Annotated in this window: 17 protein-coding genes; 15 read left to right on the top strand and 2 right to left on the bottom strand. The window is 61.0% G+C overall.

The genetic code is table 11. From position 1 onward, the window contains the following. From zapE to NBG89_RS15380, 13 genes are all read left to right on the top strand, one after another. Positions 1-1,164, top strand: coding sequence for a cell division protein ZapE (zapE, locus tag NBG89_RS15440; RefSeq protein WP_431320663.1), 1,164 nt, complete (start codon positions 1-3; stop codon positions 1,162-1,164). Positions 1,165-1,343: 179 nt separating this feature from the next. Next, complete coding sequence (gene mdh / locus NBG89_RS15435; RefSeq protein ID WP_088692947.1) at positions 1,344-2,306, top strand: malate dehydrogenase; 963 nt, start codon at positions 1,344-1,346, stop codon at positions 2,304-2,306. A 40-nt stretch (positions 2,307-2,346) separates the two neighbouring features. After that, on the top strand, positions 2,347-3,540 hold the full coding sequence (gene sucC / locus NBG89_RS15430) for an ADP-forming succinate--CoA ligase subunit beta (RefSeq protein WP_088692946.1): 1,194 nt from the start codon (positions 2,347-2,349) through the stop codon (positions 3,538-3,540). Positions 3,541-3,549: 9 nt separating this feature from the next. Next, a complete protein-coding gene (locus NBG89_RS15425) occupies positions 3,550-4,041 on the top strand; it encodes a DUF1579 family protein (RefSeq protein ID WP_431320662.1) in 492 nt (163 codons plus the stop codon). 13 nt (positions 4,042-4,054) lie between these two features. Beyond that, positions 4,055-4,960 carry a succinate--CoA ligase subunit alpha gene (gene sucD, locus NBG89_RS15420; protein ID WP_088692944.1) on the top strand — a complete coding sequence of 302 codons (906 nt, stop codon included), beginning with the start codon at positions 4,055-4,057 and terminating at the stop codon, positions 4,958-4,960. A 162-nt stretch (positions 4,961-5,122) separates the two neighbouring features. Next, positions 5,123-8,107: a 2-oxoglutarate dehydrogenase E1 component gene (locus NBG89_RS15415; protein WP_431320661.1), complete on the top strand. Its 2,985-nt coding sequence runs from the start codon at positions 5,123-5,125 to the stop codon at positions 8,105-8,107. A 12-nt stretch (positions 8,108-8,119) separates the two neighbouring features. Continuing rightward, positions 8,120-8,437: a YciI family protein gene (locus tag NBG89_RS15410; RefSeq protein ID WP_431320660.1), complete on the top strand. Its 318-nt coding sequence runs from the start codon at positions 8,120-8,122 to the stop codon at positions 8,435-8,437. Positions 8,438-8,466: 29 nt separating this feature from the next. Continuing rightward, a complete protein-coding gene (gene odhB, locus NBG89_RS15405; protein WP_431320659.1) occupies positions 8,467-9,711 on the top strand; it encodes a 2-oxoglutarate dehydrogenase complex dihydrolipoyllysine-residue succinyltransferase in 1,245 nt (414 codons plus the stop codon). A 51-nt stretch (positions 9,712-9,762) separates the two neighbouring features. Continuing rightward, on the top strand, positions 9,763-10,314 hold the full coding sequence (locus NBG89_RS15400) for a hypothetical protein (RefSeq protein WP_431320658.1): 552 nt from the start codon (positions 9,763-9,765) through the stop codon (positions 10,312-10,314). Continuing rightward, the gene (locus tag NBG89_RS15395; RefSeq protein ID WP_431320657.1) at positions 10,311-11,063 is read left to right on the top strand and encodes an SDR family oxidoreductase; all 753 of its coding nucleotides are present in this window, start codon (positions 10,311-10,313) and stop codon (positions 11,061-11,063) included. The genes NBG89_RS15400 and NBG89_RS15395 overlap by 4 nt, the downstream gene beginning before the upstream one ends. A gap of 20 nt (positions 11,064-11,083) precedes the next feature. Continuing rightward, entirely contained in the window at positions 11,084-11,722 is a 639-nt protein-coding gene (locus tag NBG89_RS15390) for a LysE family translocator (RefSeq protein WP_431320656.1), read from the top strand. Between the two features lie 26 nt (positions 11,723-11,748). After that, entirely contained in the window at positions 11,749-13,155 is a 1,407-nt protein-coding gene (lpdA, locus tag NBG89_RS15385) for a dihydrolipoyl dehydrogenase (protein WP_431320655.1), read from the top strand. 96 nt (positions 13,156-13,251) lie between these two features. Then, complete coding sequence (locus NBG89_RS15380) at positions 13,252-13,755, top strand: cytochrome b (protein WP_431320654.1); 504 nt, start codon at positions 13,252-13,254, stop codon at positions 13,753-13,755. Here the strand turns inward: NBG89_RS15380 and NBG89_RS15375 are convergent. Together NBG89_RS15375 and NBG89_RS15370 are read right to left on the bottom strand one after the other, a co-directional pair. Beyond that, positions 13,752-14,831 carry a TraB/GumN family protein gene (locus NBG89_RS15375; RefSeq protein WP_431320653.1) on the bottom strand — a complete coding sequence of 360 codons (1,080 nt, stop codon included), beginning with the start codon at positions 14,829-14,831 and terminating at the stop codon, positions 13,752-13,754. The two genes, NBG89_RS15380 and NBG89_RS15375, sit on opposite strands and share 4 nt — an antisense overlap. An 81-nt stretch (positions 14,832-14,912) precedes the next feature. Continuing rightward, positions 14,913-15,848, bottom strand: coding sequence for a tyrosine recombinase XerC (locus tag NBG89_RS15370; RefSeq protein ID WP_431320652.1), 936 nt, complete (start codon positions 15,846-15,848; stop codon positions 14,913-14,915). A gap of 142 nt (positions 15,849-15,990) precedes the next feature. On the opposite strand from NBG89_RS15370, the gene NBG89_RS15365 reads away from it, so the two are divergent. Continuing rightward, a complete protein-coding gene (locus NBG89_RS15365; RefSeq protein WP_431320651.1) occupies positions 15,991-16,938 on the top strand; it encodes a GNAT family N-acetyltransferase in 948 nt (315 codons plus the stop codon). 148 nt (positions 16,939-17,086) lie between these two features. After that, positions 17,087-19,303 (top strand): primosomal protein N', encoded by a 2,217-nt coding sequence (locus NBG89_RS15360; protein WP_431320650.1) that lies wholly within the window; start codon positions 17,087-17,089, stop codon positions 19,301-19,303. Positions 19,304-19,356 lie beyond the last annotated feature (53 nt).

The following is a 19,356-nucleotide window of genomic DNA, read 5'->3' as shown; positions in this document are numbered from 1 at the left end:
ATGCAACCCATGCCAGACTACTCCCTGAGCGTCAGCGAACAGTTGAAGTCGCTGACGGTTTCGGGCGCGCTTCAAATCGACTCGGCCCAGATGCATGTGGCGAAGTGCCTGGATCGGGTGCTGTCGGGATTGAAGCAGCGACGGCCGGCGGCAAAGGCGAGCGCTCTCGGCTGGCTTTTCGCCAACAAGAAGAAGCCGTCGGAGACGGTTAAAGGGCTTTACATTCACGGCAGCGTCGGTCGCGGCAAGACGATGCTGATGGATATGTTCTTCGGGATGGCGCCCTGCGCGAAGAAACGGCGCGCGCATTTCCACGAATTCATGACCGACGTGCACAACCGCATTGCGGCGCATCGCCTGAAGCTCAAGCAGGGTGAAACCAAACAGGCCGATCCTATTCCGGTGGTCGCCGCTGCGCTCTGTGATGAAGCCGAACTGCTTTGCTTCGATGAATTCACCGTGACTGATATCGCCGACGCGATGATCCTCTCGCGGCTTTTCTCCGAACTTTTCCGCCGTGGATGCCTGTTGGTCGCGACCTCGAATGTCGAGCCGGACAATCTCTACAGGGACGGCCTCAATCGAAGCCTGTTTCTACCCTTCGTCGATCTTCTGAAGCAGTACGTGGAGATCGTCACTCTCGACTCGCCGACCGACTACAGGATGGAGAAGCTCGATAGTCAGCCGGTCTATCTGACGCCGCTTGATGCCCGGACCGACATGGCCATGGATGCTTCCTGGATGCAGGCACTGCATGGCCGCAGGGCGCACCCGCTGGAAATTCCGATGAAAGGGCGGTCGATCTACGTGCCGCTGGCCGTCGACCGCCTGGCGCGGTTTTCCTTTGTCGATCTCTGCGAGAAACCCCTTGGCGCAGCTGATTTTCTCGCCATTGCCGAACGCTTTGATGCCATCTTCGTCGATCACGTACCATTCCTTGGTCCCGAAAAGCGCAACCAGACGAAGCGCTTCATTATCCTGATCGATACGCTTTACGATCATGCAGTGCGGCTCTATCTGTCCGCTGCAGCGATGCCTGAAAATTTGCTGACACAAGCGCGTGGTACCGAGGGCTTCGAATTTGACCGCACTGTCTCGCGGCTTTTCGAAATGCGCAGCGCTGAGTATCTGGCCTTGCATCAGGGACGCCGTGCCGCGGAGTAACGTTTTGGTGACAATTTATCTTACGTTTACGTAAGAATTTTATGATCTAAACGATTGAATTTCCTTGCTCAAAAATAATCGTTTGCCATTTTTTGGCTTTGGAGCTATGCGATTGCGGCATTGGGCGAGGCCCCTCCGCGCGTCGCCTGACGAATTTTGATCGCAAAGGAAACAGCGAAATGGCGCGTAACAAGATCGCACTCATTGGTTCTGGCATGATTGGTGGCACGCTGGCGCATCTCGCCGGCCTGAAGGAGCTGGGTGACATCGTTCTCTTCGATATCGCCGACGGCATTCCTCAGGGTAAGGGCCTCGACATTGCTCAGTCCTCTCCGGTCGAGGGCTTCGATGCCAATCTGACGGGCGCCAGTGACTATTCCGCGATCGAAGGCGCGGACGTCTGCATCGTCACCGCTGGCGTTGCTCGCAAGCCGGGCATGAGCCGCGACGATTTGCTCGGCATCAACCTCAAGGTCATGGAGCAGGTCGGCGCCGGGATCAAGAAGTATGCCCCGAACGCTTTCGTGATCTGCATCACCAACCCGCTCGATGCGATGGTCTGGGCTCTGCAGAAGTTCTCCGGCCTTCCGGCCAATAAGGTGGTCGGCATGGCCGGCGTTCTGGATAGTTCGCGTTTCCGTCTGTTCCTCTCCAAGGAATTCAACGTTTCCGTCCAGGATGTCACCGCGTTCGTTCTCGGCGGCCACGGCGACACGATGGTGCCGCTCGCTCGCTACTCGACCGTTGCCGGCATCCCGCTCACCGACCTCGTCACCATGGGCTGGGTCACCAAGGAGCGCCTCGAAGAAATCATCCAGCGTACCCGTGATGGCGGCGCTGAAATCGTCGGCCTGCTGAAGACCGGCTCGGCCTACTACGCGCCGGCTGCTTCCGCGATCGAGATGGCTGAATCCTACCTCAAGGACAAGAAGCGCGTTCTGCCTTGCGCAGCGCAGCTCTCCGGCCAGTACGGCGTCAAGGACATGTATGTCGGCGTTCCCACCGTCATCGGTGCCGGCGGCGTCGAGCGCATCATCGAGATCGACCTCAACAAGGCCGAAAAGGAAGCCTTCGACAAGTCCGTCGCTGCTGTCGCCGGCCTGTGCGAAGCCTGCATCAACATCGCGCCTGCGCTCAAGTAATCAGTCGGCGTGCTGACGCAATCCAAACAGGAATAGACCCATGAATATTCATGAATATCAGGCCAAGGCTCTGCTGAAGGGCTATGGCGCGCCGGTCGCGAAGGGCGTGCCGATCCTCAAGGTCGAGGAAGCCGAAGCTGCCGCCAAGTCGCTGCCGGGTCCGCTCTACGTGGTCAAGAGCCAGATCCACGCTGGCGGCCGCGGCAAGGGCAAGTTCAAGGAGCTCGGCCCCGACGCCAAGGGCGGCGTTCGCCTTGCCAAGTCGATCGACGAAGTCGTTGCTCACGCCAAGGAAATGCTTGGCAACACGCTGGTAACGGCGCAGACGGGCGAAGCCGGCAAGCAGGTCAACCGCCTCTACATTGAAGACGGCGCAGACATCGACCGCGAACTGTATTGCTCTCTACTGGTCGACCGCTCGGTTGGCCGCGTTGCCTTCGTCGTATCGACGGAAGGCGGCATGGACATCGAAGCTGTTGCTCACGACACGCCTGAGAAGATCCACACGATCGCCATCGATCCGGAAACCGGTGTGACGGCTGCTGACGTTGCTGCGATCTCTAAGGCTCTCGAACTGACCGGCGTTGCTGCCGAAGATGCCAAGTCGCTGTTCCCGGCGCTCTACAAGGCCTTCGGCGAAAAGGACATGGCGCTGCTCGAGGTCAACCCGCTGATCGTCATGAAAGACGGTCACCTGCGCGTTCTCGACGCCAAGATGTCCTTCGACGGCAACGCGCTGTTCCGCCATGACGACGTCAAGGCGCTGCGCGACGAGACCGAGGAAGACGCCAAGGAAATTGAAGCTTCCAAGTGGGATCTCGCTTACGTAGCTCTCGACGGCAACATCGGTTGCATGGTCAACGGCGCCGGTCTCGCGATGGCGACGATGGACATCATCAAGCTTTACGGCAAGGAGCCGGCGAACTTTTGCGACGTCGGCGGTGGTGCTGGCAAGGAGAAAGTCGCTGCGGCCTTCAAGATCATCACTGCGGATCCGAAGGTAGAGGGCATCCTCGTCAACATCTTCGGCGGCATTATGCGTTGTGACGTCATTGCCGAAGGCGTTGTCGCGGCCGTGCAGGAAGTCGGTCTGAAGGTTCCGCTCGTCGTTCGCCTCGAAGGCACCAATGTCGAGCTCGGCAAGAAGATCCTCAACGAGTCAGGTCTGGCGATCACCGCAGCTGACGATCTTGACGATGCGGCGAAGAAGATCGTCGCGGCGATCAACGGCTGAGGACTGATCATGGCCTTCCAGTCCACGCCCTCTGCTGCTCATCGCCGTCTCAACGCCTTTGCCGGCGTTTGGGAAGGGGAAGAGCATGTGGCAGCGTCGGCGTGGACCACGGAGGGCCAAGCTAGTGCCGAACTCTCCGCTGAGGCGCTCTTCGGCGGGTTCTTCCTGGAGCAGCGCTATCGCCAGATGCGCGATGGCGCCGTTTCGTTCGAAGCTCGCAACCTCTTCGGTTTCGATGGGTCAGAGCAGGCCTACAAGCTCTACCAGTTCGATACCGTAGGTTTCGTGCCGCCTTCGCCCGCTTCTGGCGAGTGGAGCGACAACGAGCTCGTACTGACGAAGACTTCGCCGCGCGGTACACAGCGCACCGTATTCACATTTGAAAATGAAGACCGCTACCGGATGGGCGTGAGCTTTTCGCCTGCAGGCAGCGACACTTGGCAGGAGGTCGTCAGCGGGATCTACCGTCGCACGTCCCCCACGTCTTCCAACCTCTCCTAAACAAAGGCCTCGCATGTCCATTCTCGTCAACAAAGACACCAAGGTTCTCGTTCAGGGCCTGACCGGCAAGACCGGCACCTTCCACACCGAACAGGCGCTCGCCTATTACGGCACCAAGATGGTCGGCGGCATTCACCCGAAGAAGGGTGGTGAATCGTGGTCGTCTGGCGTCGACGGCACCTCGCTGCCGATCTTCGCCTCTGTCGCCGAAGCCAGGGACAAGACCGGCGCCGATGCGACCGTCATCTACGTTCCGCCGGCAGGCGCCGCCGACGCGATCATCGAAGCGATCGACGCCGAGATCCCGTTCATCACCTGCATCACCGAGGGCATCCCGGTTATGGATATGGTGCGTGTGAAGGCCAAGCTCGACAAGTCGAAGTCGCGCCTGCTCGGCCCGAACTGCCCGGGTATCCTGACGCCGGAAGAGTGCAAGATCGGCATCATGCCGGGCTCGATCTTCCGCAAGGGTTCGGTCGGTATCGTTTCACGCTCCGGCACGCTGACCTACGAAGCCGTGTTCCAGACCTCGAACGAAGGCCTCGGCCAGACGACGGCTGTCGGTATCGGCGGCGACCCGGTCAAGGGCACGGAGTTCATCGACGTGCTCGAGATGTTCCTCGCTGACGAAGCCACGACCTCGATCATCATGATCGGCGAAATCGGTGGCTCGGCTGAAGAAGACGCGGCACAGTTCCTGATCGACGAAGCCAAGAAGGGCCGCAAGAAGCCGATGGCCGGCTTCATCGCGGGCCGCACGGCGCCGAAGGGTCGCACGATGGGTCACGCAGGCGCCGTCGTTTCCGGCGGCAAGGGTGACGCAGAATCGAAAATCGCGGCGATGGAATCGGCCGGGATCAAGGTGTCGCCGTCCCCGGCTCGCCTCGGCAAGACGCTGGTTGAAGTCCTCAAGGGCTAATCCAATCTATACCTCGGGCAGCGGCTTTCACCGCCTGCCCGGGGCTCGACTTCTAAAATGGAATGAGCCGCGGACAGGCGGCTAACGACAGATGCGGCAAGCCGGTCGAGTATCCGGCGGAATCACAAGTCAGGAGGCGGACGAAGGCGTCCGCGTGTAACCATGGCACGGCAAGAAGCCAACGAGCAGTTTCAGATTACCTCGTTCCTGGATGGCGCCAATGCTGCCTATATCGAGCAGCTTTATGCGCGTTATGAGGAAGACCCGAACTCGGTCGGCGAGGAATGGCGGTCCTTCTTCAAGGCGCTGGAAGACAATCCGGAAGATGTGAAGAAGGCGGCCAAGGGCGCGTCCTGGCGCAAGGCAAATTGGCCCCTGCAGCCGAAGAGCGACCTCGTTTCGGCGCTCGACGGGGATTGGGGCACTGTAGAGAAAATCATCGAAACCAAGGTCAAGGGCAAGGCGGAAGCAGCCGGCAAGCCGACCGATGGCGCCGACATCCTGCAGGCGACGCGCGACTCCGTCCGCGCCATCATGATGATCCGCGCCTACCGCATGCGCGGTCACCTGCATGCCAAGCTCGACCCGCTCGGGATTGCGGCACCTGTCGAAGACTATAAGGAACTGTCGCCCGAGGCTTACGGTTTTACCGAGGCCGACTATTCCCGCAAGATCTTCATCGACAACGTTCTCGGCCTCGAATACGCCACCCTGCCTGAGATGATCGAGATCCTCGAGCGCACCTACTGTTCGACCCTCGGTGTCGAGTTCATGCACATCTCGAACCCGGAAGAGAAGGCGTGGATCCAGGAGCGCATCGAAGGTCCGGACAAGGGCGTCGCTTTTAGCCCTGAGGGCAAGAAGGCTATTCTCGCCAAGCTCGTCGAAGCCGAAGGCTACGAGCAGTTCCTCGACGTCAAGTTCAAGGGCACCAAGCGTTTTGGTCTCGACGGCGGTGAATCACTCGTCCCGGCACTCGAGCAGATCCTGAAGCGTGGCGGTCATCTCGGCCTTCGTGAAGCCGTGTTCGGTATGGCCCACCGCGGCCGTCTGAACGTGCTCTCGCAGGTCATGGGCAAGCCGCACCGCGCGATCTTCCACGAATTCAAGGGCGGCTCCTACGCGCCTGACGAAGTCGAAGGCTCGGGCGACGTGAAGTACCACCTCGGCGCCTCCTCCGACCGTGAGTTCGATGGCAACAAGGTTCACGTCTCGCTGACGGCCAACCCCTCGCACCTCGAAATCGTCGACCCCGTCGTCATGGGCAAGGCTCGCGCCAAGCAGGACATGGGCGCCACCGTGTGGGACGGCGACATCATCCCGCTGTCCGAGCGCGCCAAAGTTCTGCCGCTTCTGATCCATGGTGACGCGGCTTTCGCTGGCCAGGGCGTGATTGCCGAAATCCTTGGCCTCTCCGGCCTGCGCGGCCATCGCGTTGCCGGCACGATGCATGTCATCATCAACAACCAGATCGGTTTCACCACGAACCCGGCCTTCTCGCGCTCGTCGCCCTATCCGTCCGACGTTGCCAAAATGATCGAAGCGCCGATCTTCCACGTCAACGGCGACGATCCGGAAGCGGTGGTCTATGCGGCGAAGATCGCGACCGAATTCCGCATGAAGTTCCACAAGCCCGTTGTGGTCGACATGTTCTGCTACCGCCGCTACGGCCATAACGAAGGCGATGAGCCGTCCTTCACGCAGCCGAAGATGTACAAGGTCATTCGCGCCCACAAGACCGTGCTGCAGATCTATGCCGACCGTCTTGTCGCCGAGGGTCTCGTCAGCGATGGCGAAGTCGAGAAGATGAAGGCCGACTGGCGCGCCCACCTCGAGCAGGAATTCGACGCCGGCCAGAGCTACAAGCCCAACAAGGCCGACTGGCTGGATGGCGAGTGGTCGGGCCTGCGCACGGCCGACAATGCCGACGAACAGCGCCGCGGCAAGACCGCCGTTGCGATGAAGACGCTCAAGGATATCGGCCGCAAGCTTTCGGAAATTCCGGAAGGCTTCCGCGCGCACCGCACGATCCAGCGCTTCATGGAAAACCGCGCCAACATGATCCAGACGGGCGAGAACCTCGACTGGGCGATGGCGGAAGCACTTGCTTTCGGTTCGCTCGTTGTAGAAGGCCACAAGATCCGTCTCTCCGGCCAGGATTGCGAACGCGGCACCTTCTCGCAGCGTCATTCGGTTCTCTACGATCAAGAGACGGAAGAGCGCTACATTCCGCTCGCGAATCTGTCGTCCAACCAGGCCCGTTACGAAGTCATCAACTCGATGCTTTCGGAAGAAGCGGTCCTCGGCTTCGAGTATGGCTATTCGCTGGCTCGTCCGAACGCGCTGACGCTCTGGGAAGCCCAGTTCGGCGACTTCGCCAACGGTGCGCAGGTCGTCTTCGATCAGTTCGTTTCGTCGGGCGAACGCAAGTGGCTGCGTATGTCGGGTCTCGTCTGCCTGTTGCCGCATGGCTACGAGGGGCAGGGTCCGGAGCATTCCTCGGCCCGCCTCGAGCGCTTCCTGCAGCTTTGCGCAGAAGACAACATGCAGGTTGCCAACGTCACGACACCGGCGAACTACTTCCACATTCTGCGCCGGCAGCTGAAGCGTGACTTCCGCAAGCCGCTCGTTCTGATGACGCCGAAGTCGCTTCTGCGCCACAAGCGGGCTGTTTCCAGCCTTGCGGAACTTGCCGGTGAGTCCTCCTTCCATCGCCTGCTTTGGGACGATGCGGAGGTCATCAAGGACGGCCCGATCAAGCTGCAGAAGGATGCCAAGATCCGCCGCGTCGTCATGTGCACCGGCAAGGTCTACTACGACCTTCTGGAAGAGCGCGAAAAGCGCGGCATTGACGACATCTACCTGCTGCGCGTCGAACAGCTCTATCCGTTCCCGGCAAAGGCGCTCATCAACGAGCTCAGCCGCTTCCGGAACGCAGAGATGGTCTGGTGCCAGGAAGAGCCGAAGAACATGGGTGCATGGTCGTTCATCGACCCGTATCTGGAATGGGTGCTCGCCCATATCGATGCGAAGTACCAGCGCGTCCGTTACACCGGTCGCCCGGCTGCCGCTTCTCCGGCAACGGGTCTGATGTCCAAGCATCTGTCGCAGCTCGCCGCATTCCTCGAGGATGCGCTGGGCGGCTAAGGGATCGGGGCGATGGCATATTTCTTCCTCAGACTTGTGCCGCCTCGTCCTCGCTTCCCGCATGACGCGACCGGGGAAGAAATGGCTGCGATGAGCCGCCATGCCGCTTATTGGCACCGCAACGCAGAAGAGGGATCGGCGATTGCCGTCGGTCCCGTTTTCGAAGGCGAGGGAGCCTGGGGCATGGCAGTCGTTTCGGCAGCGGATCAGAAGGCGGCGCAAGCGCTTGCCGATGCCGATCCGATCATCCAGTCCGGTTACGGCTTTCGCTTTGACATATTGCCAATGCCCTCGATCATTCTCCGGCCATCTGTTGCCGGAAACGAATAAACGAACACAAGCAAATCAGGATTTGAACAATGGCCACAGAAATCCGCGTTCCAACTCTCGGTGAATCCGTCAGCGAGGCAACCGTCGGTACCTGGTTCAAGAAGGTCGGCGACGCCATCAAGGCTGACGAGCCGATTCTCGAGCTTGAAACCGACAAGGTGACCATCGAAGTGCCGGCACCGGCTTCCGGTACGCTCTCCGAAATCGTTGCCCAGGCTGGCGAAACGGTCGGTCTCGGCGCACTGCTTGGCCAGATCGCCGCAGGCGCCGGTGCCGCTGCTGCCCCGGCCGCTCCCGCCAAGGCTGCCGAGCCCGCTGCTGCGGCACCTGCACCAGTCGCCGCTGCTGCTGCGCCGGCTGCTTCCGTCTCCGCCATGCCGCCCGCACCGGCTGCCGCCAAGATGCTGGCCGAGAACAACCTGTCGGCCGATCAGATCGACGGTAGCGGCAAGCGCGGCCAGGTTCTGAAGGGCGACGTGATTGCTGCTGTTGCCAAGGGCATCGCCGCTCCGGCAGTCGCTGCCGCTCCGGCCGTTCCGGCTGCTGCCCGCGGCCCGTCGACGGTAGAGGACGCCGCTCGCGAAGAGCGTGTGAAGATGACGCGCCTGCGCCAGACGATTGCCAAGCGCCTGAAGGACGCCCAGAACACGGCCGCCATGCTGACCACTTACAACGAGGTGGACATGAAGGCGGTCATGGACCTGCGCGCCAAGTACAAGGACGTCTTCGAAAAGAAGCATGGTGTGAAGCTCGGCTTCATGGGCTTCTTCACCAAGGCGATCACCCATGCGCTGAAGGAACTGCCGGCTGTCAACGCTGAGATTGATGGTACCGACATCATCTACAAGAACTTCTGCCACATCGGCATGGCCGTCGGCACGGACAAGGGCCTCGTTGTTCCCGTCATCCGCGACGCTGACCAGATGTCGATCGCTGAAGTCGAGAAGGAACTGGCACGTCTGGCAAAGGCTGCCCGCGACGGTTCGCTTTCGATGGCCGACATGCAGGGCGGTACCTTCACGATCACCAATGGCGGCGTCTACGGCTCGCTGATGTCTTCGCCGATCCTGAACGCTCCGCAGTCCGGTATCCTCGGCATGCACAAGATCCAAGACCGTCCGGTTGTCGTCGGTGGCCAGATCGTCATCCGTCCGATGATGTATCTCGCGCTTTCCTACGACCACCGCATCGTCGATGGCAAGGAAGCCGTGACCTTCCTGGTTCGCGTAAAGGAAAGCCTGGAAGATCCGGAGCGTCTGGTTCTCGATCTCTAAGCATTCGACTGGGCCGCGCGAGCGGCCCTTTCCACCTCAGCGGGGCGCGCAATGTCGCTGGCAATCTCCACAGGGCGTATGACCAAGAGGCCTCTCTTTGCCAAGGGCAGGGTGGGGGCGTCGCTCGCGTTCTTGTTGGCGCTGCCTGCGATCGCTGTGGCGGCTCCCGACTGCAGCCAGGCAAGTGCTGTCTACGCGGATAGGGATGGCGCCTACGAGTTGCGCTTCACGCCGATCAATTCGGAAGCGGCGGCTGCCAGCAACCGGTTCAAGCTGAAGGTGCTGAAGACCTCGATCGAACTCGACGGCTATGTGATGCCGTCTGACGATCCGGAACGCGCTGTCGGTATGCTGATGTTCAAGTGCCCCGGTGGCGACGTGACGGGCGCCGATTTGGACGCCTGCACGATCTGGCGGGGCACGATCTACGGCGCGAATGCCAAGGGCGAGATCGACAACCTTCAGCCGGAAGCAGCGGCCGCGGCTGACAACGTCTTTCTGCCGGGTCTCGGTCCGGCGATCCGCCAATCGCAGATCTGGGGCAACGACAAGGCGACGGTTGCGCCGTGGGATGTCCTGGCATTCAAGGAGTGCGCGAAATGACAGAACGACCTGTCCTTCTCGTTACCGGTGGCAGCCGAGGCATCGGTGCGGCGGTCTGCCGCCTCGCTGCCCGCCAGGGCTGGAACGTTGCTGTGAACTACGCAGCCAACCGCGCCGCTGCCGACGCTGTCGTCTCTGAGGTCAATGCCGAGGGCGGTGACGCCATCGCGATCAAGGGCGATGTCGGCAGCGCGCAGGATATCGTTTCGATGTTCCAGACTGTCGAGAAGCACTTCGGGCGGCTGGATGGACTGGTCAACAATGCCGGCATCGTCGATGCCCAGCAGCGCGTCGACGAGATGAGCGTCGAGCGACTTGAGCGGATGATGCGGATCAACGTGACCGGCTCGATCCTCTGCGCGGCCGAAGCCGTCCGTCGCATGTCGTCGCGGCATGGCGGCAAGGGCGGGGCGATCGTCAACATCTCGTCGATGGCAGCCGTTCTGGGCTCCGCCTCGCAGTATGTCGACTACGCCGCATCGAAGGCCGCGATCGATACGTTCACCGTGGGTCTGTCGCGCGAGGTGGCAAATGAGGGCGTGCGTGTGAACGCTATCCGCCCCGGTGTCATCGATACCGACATTCATGCATCCGGCGGCCTGCCGAACCGCGCACGCGACCTCGCGCCGAGCATTCCGATGCAGAGGCCCGGCACGGCAGAGGAGATCGCCGATGCGGTCCTCTACCTTCTCTCGCCGACGGCTTCCTATATAACGGGCGCCATAGTCAATGTTAGCGGCGGCCGTTAGGACGCGGAGACCATATCGCCATGCAATACTTCTTTGAGTTTCTCGGCCTGATGGCCGTCTTTTCGATCTTCATCGTCGTACCGGGCGCCGACTTCGCCGTCATCCTGCGTCAGAGCATCGTGCATGGCCGCCGTGCCGCCATGATGACTGGCCTCGGCATGGGCTTTTCGCTGCTCTTTCACATCAGCTATACGATTCTCGGCCTTGGCCTGATCGTCTCCAAATCGCTGATGCTGTTTGCCATGATCAAATGGGCCGGTGTCGCCTATCTCGTCTACCTCGGCATCAAGTCCTTCCGCGAGCCGGGCTTCAAGGTGAATGAGATCGAGGTGACGGACGAAGACCGCAAGCCGATCTCGGCGCTCAAGTGCCTCGGGATGGGCTTCATCACCAACGCGCTCAATCCGAAGCCGGTCCTGTTTTTCCTGTCGCTGTTTTCGACGCTGGTGCACCACGATACCCCGGCGCTTATCCAGTTCAGCTACGGTATCGGCATGGCCACCGCACTCATCGCCTGGTTCGCCGGCGTCTCCACTTTCTTCACCGTAAAGCCCATTCGCGATCGCTTCATAGCAAGCGGCAAATGGTTCAACCGCATCACCGGCGCCGCACTGGTCGGCTTCGGTTTCCGCCTCGCGCTCGCTCGCGCGGCTGACTAAGCAAATAACGAAAAGGAAAAGAAACAATGTCCTACGATGTGATCGTTATCGGAACCGGCCCCGGCGGCTATGTCGCTGCCATCAAGGCAGCGCAGCTCGGCCTCAAGGTCGCCGTCGTTGAAAAGCGTGCGACGTTTGGCGGCACCTGCCTGAACGTCGGCTGCATCCCCTCCAAGGCGCTGCTGCATGCCTCCGAAATGTTCCATCAGGCTGGCCATGGCATGGATGCGCTCGGCATCGAGGTCGCGGCTCCGAAGCTGAACCTTGAAAAGATGCTGGCGCACAAGGATGCGACGGTAAAGGCCAACGTCGATGGCGTTGCCTTCCTCTTCAAGAAGAACAAGATCGATGCATTCCAGGGGACCGGCAAGATCGTATCGGCTGGCAAGGTTTCCGTGACCGCCGAAGACGGCAAGGTCCAGGAAATCGAAGGCAAGAACATCGTCATCGCGACCGGCTCCGATGTCGCCGGCATTCCGGGCGTGAAGGTCGATCTCGACGAGAAGGTGATCATTTCCTCGACGGGCGCGATCGCTCTCGAGAAGGTGCCGGAAACGATGATCGTCGTCGGTGGTGGCGTCATCGGCCTCGAGCTCGGTTCCGTCTGGTCGCGCCTCGGTGCCAAGGTCACCGTCGTCGAATATCTCGACACGATTCTCGGCGGCATGGATGGCGAAGTTTCCAAGCAGTTCCAGCGCATGCTCGCCAAGCAGGGTGTCACCATCAACCTGAGCTCCAAGGTGACGGGCGTTGAGAAGGGCGGCAAGGGTGCCAAGGTTACCTTCGAGCCGGTCAAGGGTGGCGATGCACAGACGCTCGAAGCCGAGGTCGTTCTGATCGCAACCGGCCGTACGCCCTACACCGCCGGCCTCGGTCTGGAAGAAGCAGGCGTTAAGCTCGACAATCGTGGTCGCGTCGAGATCGACGGACACTTCCGCACCAACGTTCCCGGCATCTACGCGATCGGCGACGTGGTGAAGGGGCCGATGCTGGCTCACAAGGCTGAAGACGAAGGCGTCGCACTTGCCGAAATCCTCACCGGTCAGCATGGCCATGTGAACTACGACGTCATTCCGAGCGTCGTCTACACGCAGCCGGAAGTCGCCTCCGTCGGCAAGACGGAAGAAGAGCTGAAGGCTGCAGGCGTGGTCTACAAGGTCGGCAAGTTCCCCTTCACGGCAAACGGCCGTGCACGCGCGATGCTCGCCACCGACGGTTTCGTGAAGATCCTGTCCGATAAGGAAACGGATCGCGTCCTCGGCGGCCATATCGTCGGCTTCGGCGCCGGAGAGATGATCCACGAGATCGCGGTTCTGATGGAATTCGGTGGTTCCGCGGAAGATCTCGGCCGCACGTGCCACGCGCACCCGACCATGTCGGAAGCGGTCAAGGAAGCGGCTCTTGCCGCCTTCTTCAAGCCGATCCATATGTAATATTAAATTTTGGCAATGCGGGGTGGGCTGCTTGCTTCACAGCAGGCGGTCCATTTACCTTAGAACGGTTCTAATTGCTGTTCTGAGGATAGATACATGCCTATCGACTCTCGTGATGCATATAGCCTTCCGCAGCGGCTGCTGCATTGGGTGATGGCGCTCATGATCTTTTTCAACCTGCTGTTCCCGGATGGTATGAACGCCTGGAACCGGACGGTCCGTCGGGGTGGCATCCCCTCGGTCGATCAGATTGCGTCTGCCAACGTGCATGCCTATGTCGGCATTGGCATTCTCGTTCTCGCAATCCTGCGTGTTTGCCTGCGCCTTATTCAGGGAGCGCCGGCTGAACCGGCAGCGGAACCGAAGATATTCCGGATTGGCGCCAAAGTCGCGCATGTCGCGCTCTACCTGTTGATCTTCCTCCTGCCGCTGACCGGTATGGCGGCGTATTATCTAGGGGTCGATATTTCCGGCGAGCTTCATGGCGGTATCTTCAAGGCGGTGCTGTGGGCCGTAATCACCGCACATGTTGCTGGCGCGCTTGCCCATCAGTTCTACTGGAAGACCAATGTTCTCAGGCGAATGACGGTCGGGCGTTAGTTGACAGCCGTCAGCGTAAAGCCCTGCTTGCGCAGCAACTCGATGACGCCGCCTTCGCCTGGAAGATGGAGCGCGCCGACGGCCATGAAGACGTTGCCATTAGCAAGGATCGGGGCTGCTCGCTCGGCCATCACCTTGTTGCGGTCGAGAATGATGCGCTGTTCGAAGGCTGCATAGTCGCCGTCCTCATCCTCGCCATCGGGCGAAACGGTCTTCAGCATCGGAATGGTCATGCCGATATCGCCAGAGAGGTAGAGATCGGTCATGGTCTCCACCACGTCGTTCATCTTGGAACCCAAGGCCAGCGTCTCGATCAGTGACTTCATGTGGAATTCGGTCGGCAACTCGGCCATTGCCTGCAGCTGCTCAGCAAGTGTTTCCAGGCCTTTAACCTGCTTGCCCTCGGCAACCGCATCTGCAGCAATCTTCTGGTCAAGGAACTGTACGCCCTTGGCTTTGCGGGCCATTTCGCAGCTGGGAAGGGCAACGACACTCGAGATCATCCATGGCCGCATGCGCGAGACCGCGGCAAGCGGGATGCCACGTTGCTTCAGGCCGTCTTCCAGACGAACGTAGTCATCGTGAGACAGAAGCTTCTCAATCGTCGTCCCATCGGTGAACATCATCAGTTCAGGCTTCATTAGCAGAGCGGCGGAAGCCTTTTTCTCGTCGAGGATCTCGTCGGATTCGATGATGATAGTGTCGGCAGCGTCGTGGGCGGCCTGCGTGCGCGGCGGGAGCGTCAGCACCCGCGGATCGGTGACATGCATGCTGCCAAGCAGCCAGGACGGTTTCACGCCTGGCTTTTCGATCTTCCAGAAGATGCCCTTGCCGTTCGGTACGGCATCCGCTTCCTTGACCACCTCGGCATAGCGCGCGGGGTCGCTCTGCTTCAGATCGGTCAGGATATTGTGGCCGGTGCAGCTGGCGTCGTCCGCGGCGGCAGCCGGGGAGACGGAAAACAGGACGGCGATCAGCGTTGCCGCAAGCAGCATGTGAAATGCGGCGATCAGCCAGAGCAGGAGATTGCCCGGCGGTGCGATGTGCAGGCTGCGGTGGCCGATGGAGATCGTCATGATGGTGTTCCGGTCACTGTGATCGCTAAGCTCTACGCTCAGCGTGCGGATATTCCTTTAAGAGAAGCCGTTAACAAAAGATTACGCCCGAGGATGGGCACGGTCGTAAACTTCGAGCAGACGGGATGAATCCACACCCGTGTAGACCTGAGTGGTGGAAAGGCTGGCGTGGCCGAGCAGTTCCTGAATGGTGCGGAGATCGCCGCCGCCCGCGAGAAGATGGGTCGCGAAGGAGTGCCGTAGCGCGTGTGGTGTCGCTGTCTCGGGCAGCCCAAAGGCACTGCGCATCTTTTGCATGGTGCGCTGAATGATGGCGGCCTGCAGCTTTCCGCCGCGCGCTCCGCGCAAAAGAGGCTGCTCGCCGTCGAGATGGTACGGGCACAGGGATCGGTATTTCTCAACCGCTTCGGCGACGACAGTGAGCAGCGGCACGAGCCGGGCCTTGTTGCCCTTACCGGTGACGCGCAAGGTGGGCGCGCCACGGTTGAAATCGTCGGGTGTCAGGTCGAGCGCTTCGGAGATGCGCAGACCGCAGCCGTAAAGAAGAGTGAAGACAGCGGCGTCGCGCGCCGCGATCCAGGGTTCCTCGTGCAGTTGCGCCTCATCACTGACGACTGTGACCGCCTGCCTATCGGACAGAGGTTTCGGCAGCGACTTCGGCTGCTTCGGCGAGCGGATCGCACTGGCGCCGGCGGCATTCACCAGCCCCTTCTTTTCGAGGTAACGCAGCAGCGATCGCAGCCCGGCAAGATTGCGGCCAAGCGAACGCGCGCCAGATCCCTCCTTGCGGCGTGCGGCGAGGAATGCGCGGAAATCGGCAGGCCGCAGCGCGTGGATATCTTTCAGCGTCGCGGGGCCCGCGAGATGACCGGTGAGGAAGGTCAGGAACTGGCGGGTGTCGCGCTCATAGGCGTCGAGCGTGTGCTCGGATAGACGCCTTTCGTTGGCAAGGTTACCGAGCCAAGCTGTTCGTTCCGCCATCAGCTGTGGGTCGGCGATGATCAGGAGTTCGTTCACGTCTCACGCCCTTGAATTTGCCAATTCGGCTGCCAATTCTGAAGGGACGATAGTTATGGAATTGCTAATACCGACCAAGTGGCTGTCACGTTTCCATCATAATAATCGACCCAACTGGTTTCCCAACGACTCAGGATCTTGCATGCCACGGCGCCACCCCACGACCGCTTTCGGACAATTCGCGGAAGCGATCGCCCTCGTCTCCCATGGCAAACCGGGACATATCGTTGATACGCTGATCGCCGAGCGCGGACAAAGGATCGTGAAGCATCCATTTTGGCCGGTCATGCGCCCCTTCCTCTACACTCTCTTGCGCTACAACAGGGCGGTCAGCTTCGCCAATGACGTTGCAAACATGCCGGGCTTCCAATGTTTCGAATACATGAGCAACCTGTTGAAGCTCGATATCAATGTCAGGCATGGCGAACGCATTCCTGATGCCGGCGGCTTCATCCTGGTCAGCAACCATCCGACCGGCATCGCCGATGGTGTCGCTGTATTCGATCTACTGAAGCACAAGCGGCCCGACGTGATGGTGTTTGCGAACCGTGATGCTGTGCGTGTCAACCCGCGCTTTGCCGAGGTCATCATCCCAGTCGAGTGGCGTGAGGAGCACAAGAGCAAGCTGAAGACCCGCGAAACCTTGCAGATCACCAATCATGCCGTCAGGGAAGGCAAGGCAACGGTGCTTTTTCCCTCGGGACGTATCGCCTATTGGGCAAACGGGCGCCTGAATGAGCGCCCGTGGAAAACCTCCGCCGTCGGCCTTGCGCGCAAGTACAATCTGCCGATCCTGCCGGTGCACATGACGGCGCGTAACTCTGGCCTGTTCTACTGGTTCGCGAAGTGGTCGACCGAGCTTCGGGACATGACGGTGTTTCACGAGCTTCTGAACAAGCGGGGCGACCGTTTCGACTTCGTGGTTGGCAATCTGATTCCGGTGGAGCATCTCGACGGCGATATCAACGAGGTGACCAAGGCGTTGGAGGACCATACCGTGCATGTGCTCGACGCTGACGGCGATGCGCAATTCGTGCCGTTGGTCGCGCCGGCAGAGGCAGAATCGGCGAACGCCCGTTCAATTCCCTGATCGGATCGGCTAAGGCAAGGCATGCTGCTCCGCTCGATGTTTACCCAGAATTACCGGTCCCCGCGCTCGGTCCGCCTGGATCTTTCGAACTGGTGTTGATGACCTTGCAGGTTTTCTTTTTGCGCCGATCCGGGCATGGTCTCGCCCGATGAGCACAGATTCGTCCGATCTCTTTGGAGCGCTGTTTGAGACGCCGCCGGCAAACCGCACGGTTCCGGTGCTCGTTCCCATGCCTGCGCCGAAGCCATATTCCTATGCCGTGCCGGAGGGTATGGCGGTCGAGCCGGGATCGGTCGTGCAGGTGCCGCTTGGCCCAAGGCAGGTGATCGGCGTCGTCTGGGACGGCGGCGAGGATGGGGTCGATCCCAAGAAGTTGAGGACGATCAGCCATGTCTTCGATTGCCCGCCGCTGACCAAGGAGATGCGCGACTTCATCGATTGGGTAGCGAGCTACACTCTGTCGCCGCCTGGGCTCGTGGCGCGAATGGCGTTGCGCGCGCCAAATGCCTTCGAGCCGGAGCCGATGGTGGAGGGACTGCGATTCGTCGGCGGCGCACCGGAGCGTATGACGCCAGCGCGCGCCCGTGTGCTCGATGTTGCCGGCGATGGCCTATCCTGGACGCGAAGCGGGCTTGCCCATGCCGCCGGTGTGTCGACCAGCGTCGTCGACGGCCTGGTCGGCCAGGGTGTTTTCGAGACGGTGTTCCTGCCGCCGCCGCCAGTGGTGGCAAAGCCCGATCCCGATTTCGTGACCGCGCGCCTTGAAGGCCCGCAAAGGGAGGCGGCGGACGAGATTCTTGCCGAAGTTCGAAAGGGTGAATTCGCCGTTTCGCTGATCGACGGCGTCACCGGCTCGGGCAAGACGGAGGTATATTTCGAGGCCATTGCGGAAACACTGAAGCGTGGCAAGCAGGTGCTGATCCTGTTGCCGGAGATCGCGCTGACGGCGAGCTTTCTGGAGCGTTTTCAGGATCGCTTCGGCGCCAAGCCCGCCGAATGGCATTCCGATCTGGCGCCGCGCACCCGCGAGAAAGTCTGGCGCCAGGCCGTCACGGGCGAGGTTCGCGTCGTGGCCGGCGCGCGCTCGGCGCTGTTCCTGCCGTTCGAGGATCTTGGTCTGATCATCGTCGATGAAGAGCATGATCCGGCTTACAAGCAGGAAGACCGTGTCTACTACAATGCGCGCGACATGGCAGTTGTGCGCGCCCGCATTGGCGATTTCCCCGTGGTTCTGGTTTCCGCCACACCCTCGGTCGAGAGCCAGGTCAACGGCCAGAGCGGCCGCTACAACACCGTTCATATGCCGACCCGCTTCGGTGACGCGGCGTTGCCGGATCTGCATCTCATCGACATGCGCCGCCACGCGCCCGAGCGCGGAGGCTTCCTCTCGCCCATTCTCATCCGCGCGATCGGCAAGACGGTCGAGCAGCAGCAGCAGGCCCTTCTCTTCCTCAATCGGCGCGGCTATGCGCCGCTGACACTTTGCCGGGTTTGCGGTCACCGCTTTCAGTGCCCACAGTGCTCCAGCTGGCTCGTCGAGCATCGCTTCAAGAAACAGTTGCAGTGCCATCAGTGCGGCCATGCCGAGCGCACGCCGGAAGCCTGCCCCGAATGCGGAACCTTCGATCACCTTGTTGCCTGTGGCCCCGGCGTTGAGCGTATCGCTGAAGAGGTGGAGCGTCACTTTCCCGAGGCACGGACGATCGTGCTCTCGTCCGACATGATGGGCGGCGTCAAGCGGTTGCGCCTCGAGCTCGAGGCCATCGCCAAGGGTGAAGCCGATATCGTCATCGGCACACAGCTCGTCGCCAAGGGGCATAACTTCCCGCTGATGACGCTGGTCGGCATCGTCGATGCTGATCTCGGCTTAGCCAATGGTGACCCGCGCGCTGCCGAACGCACCTTCCAGCTGCTGTCGCAGGTGACGGGCCGCGCTGGCCGTACCGGCTTGAAGAGCCACGGCCTCCTTCAGACATACCAACCGCAACATCCCGTCATGCAGGCGATCGTGTCGGGTGATGCGAGCGCCTTCTACGAGCGCGAGATCGCCGAGCGGGAGCGTGCCATCCTGCCTCCGTTCGGACGGCTGGCGTCGGTCATCGTCTCAGCGGACACGCGCCACGACGCGGAAAACCATGCTCGTGGTATCAGGAACGCCGCGCCCAACGTCTCCGGCATCTCCGTGCTGGGTCCTGCGGAAGCGCCGCTTGCGCTGGTGCGAGGTCGCTATCGCTTCCGCCTCCTCGTGCATGGACGGCGAAACTCCGACATGCAGGCGTTCCTCAGGGCGATGCTTGCGCAGGCGCCCAAGGAGCGCGGCTCGGTGCATGTGCAGCTCGACGTGGATCCGCAAAGCTTCCTGTAGATCGTTTCCTGGTGGGCTTTTGCGTCGCACCACAATCATGCCATAAGGACGGC

It is taken from the genome of Rhizobium sp. YTU87027, from assembly GCF_050644135.1.
Taxonomy (GTDB): Bacteria; Pseudomonadota; Alphaproteobacteria; order Rhizobiales; family Rhizobiaceae; genus Rhizobium.
The sequence above is the reverse complement of the archived record's forward strand: the minus strand, read 5'-3'. Positions and strand labels throughout refer to the sequence as shown.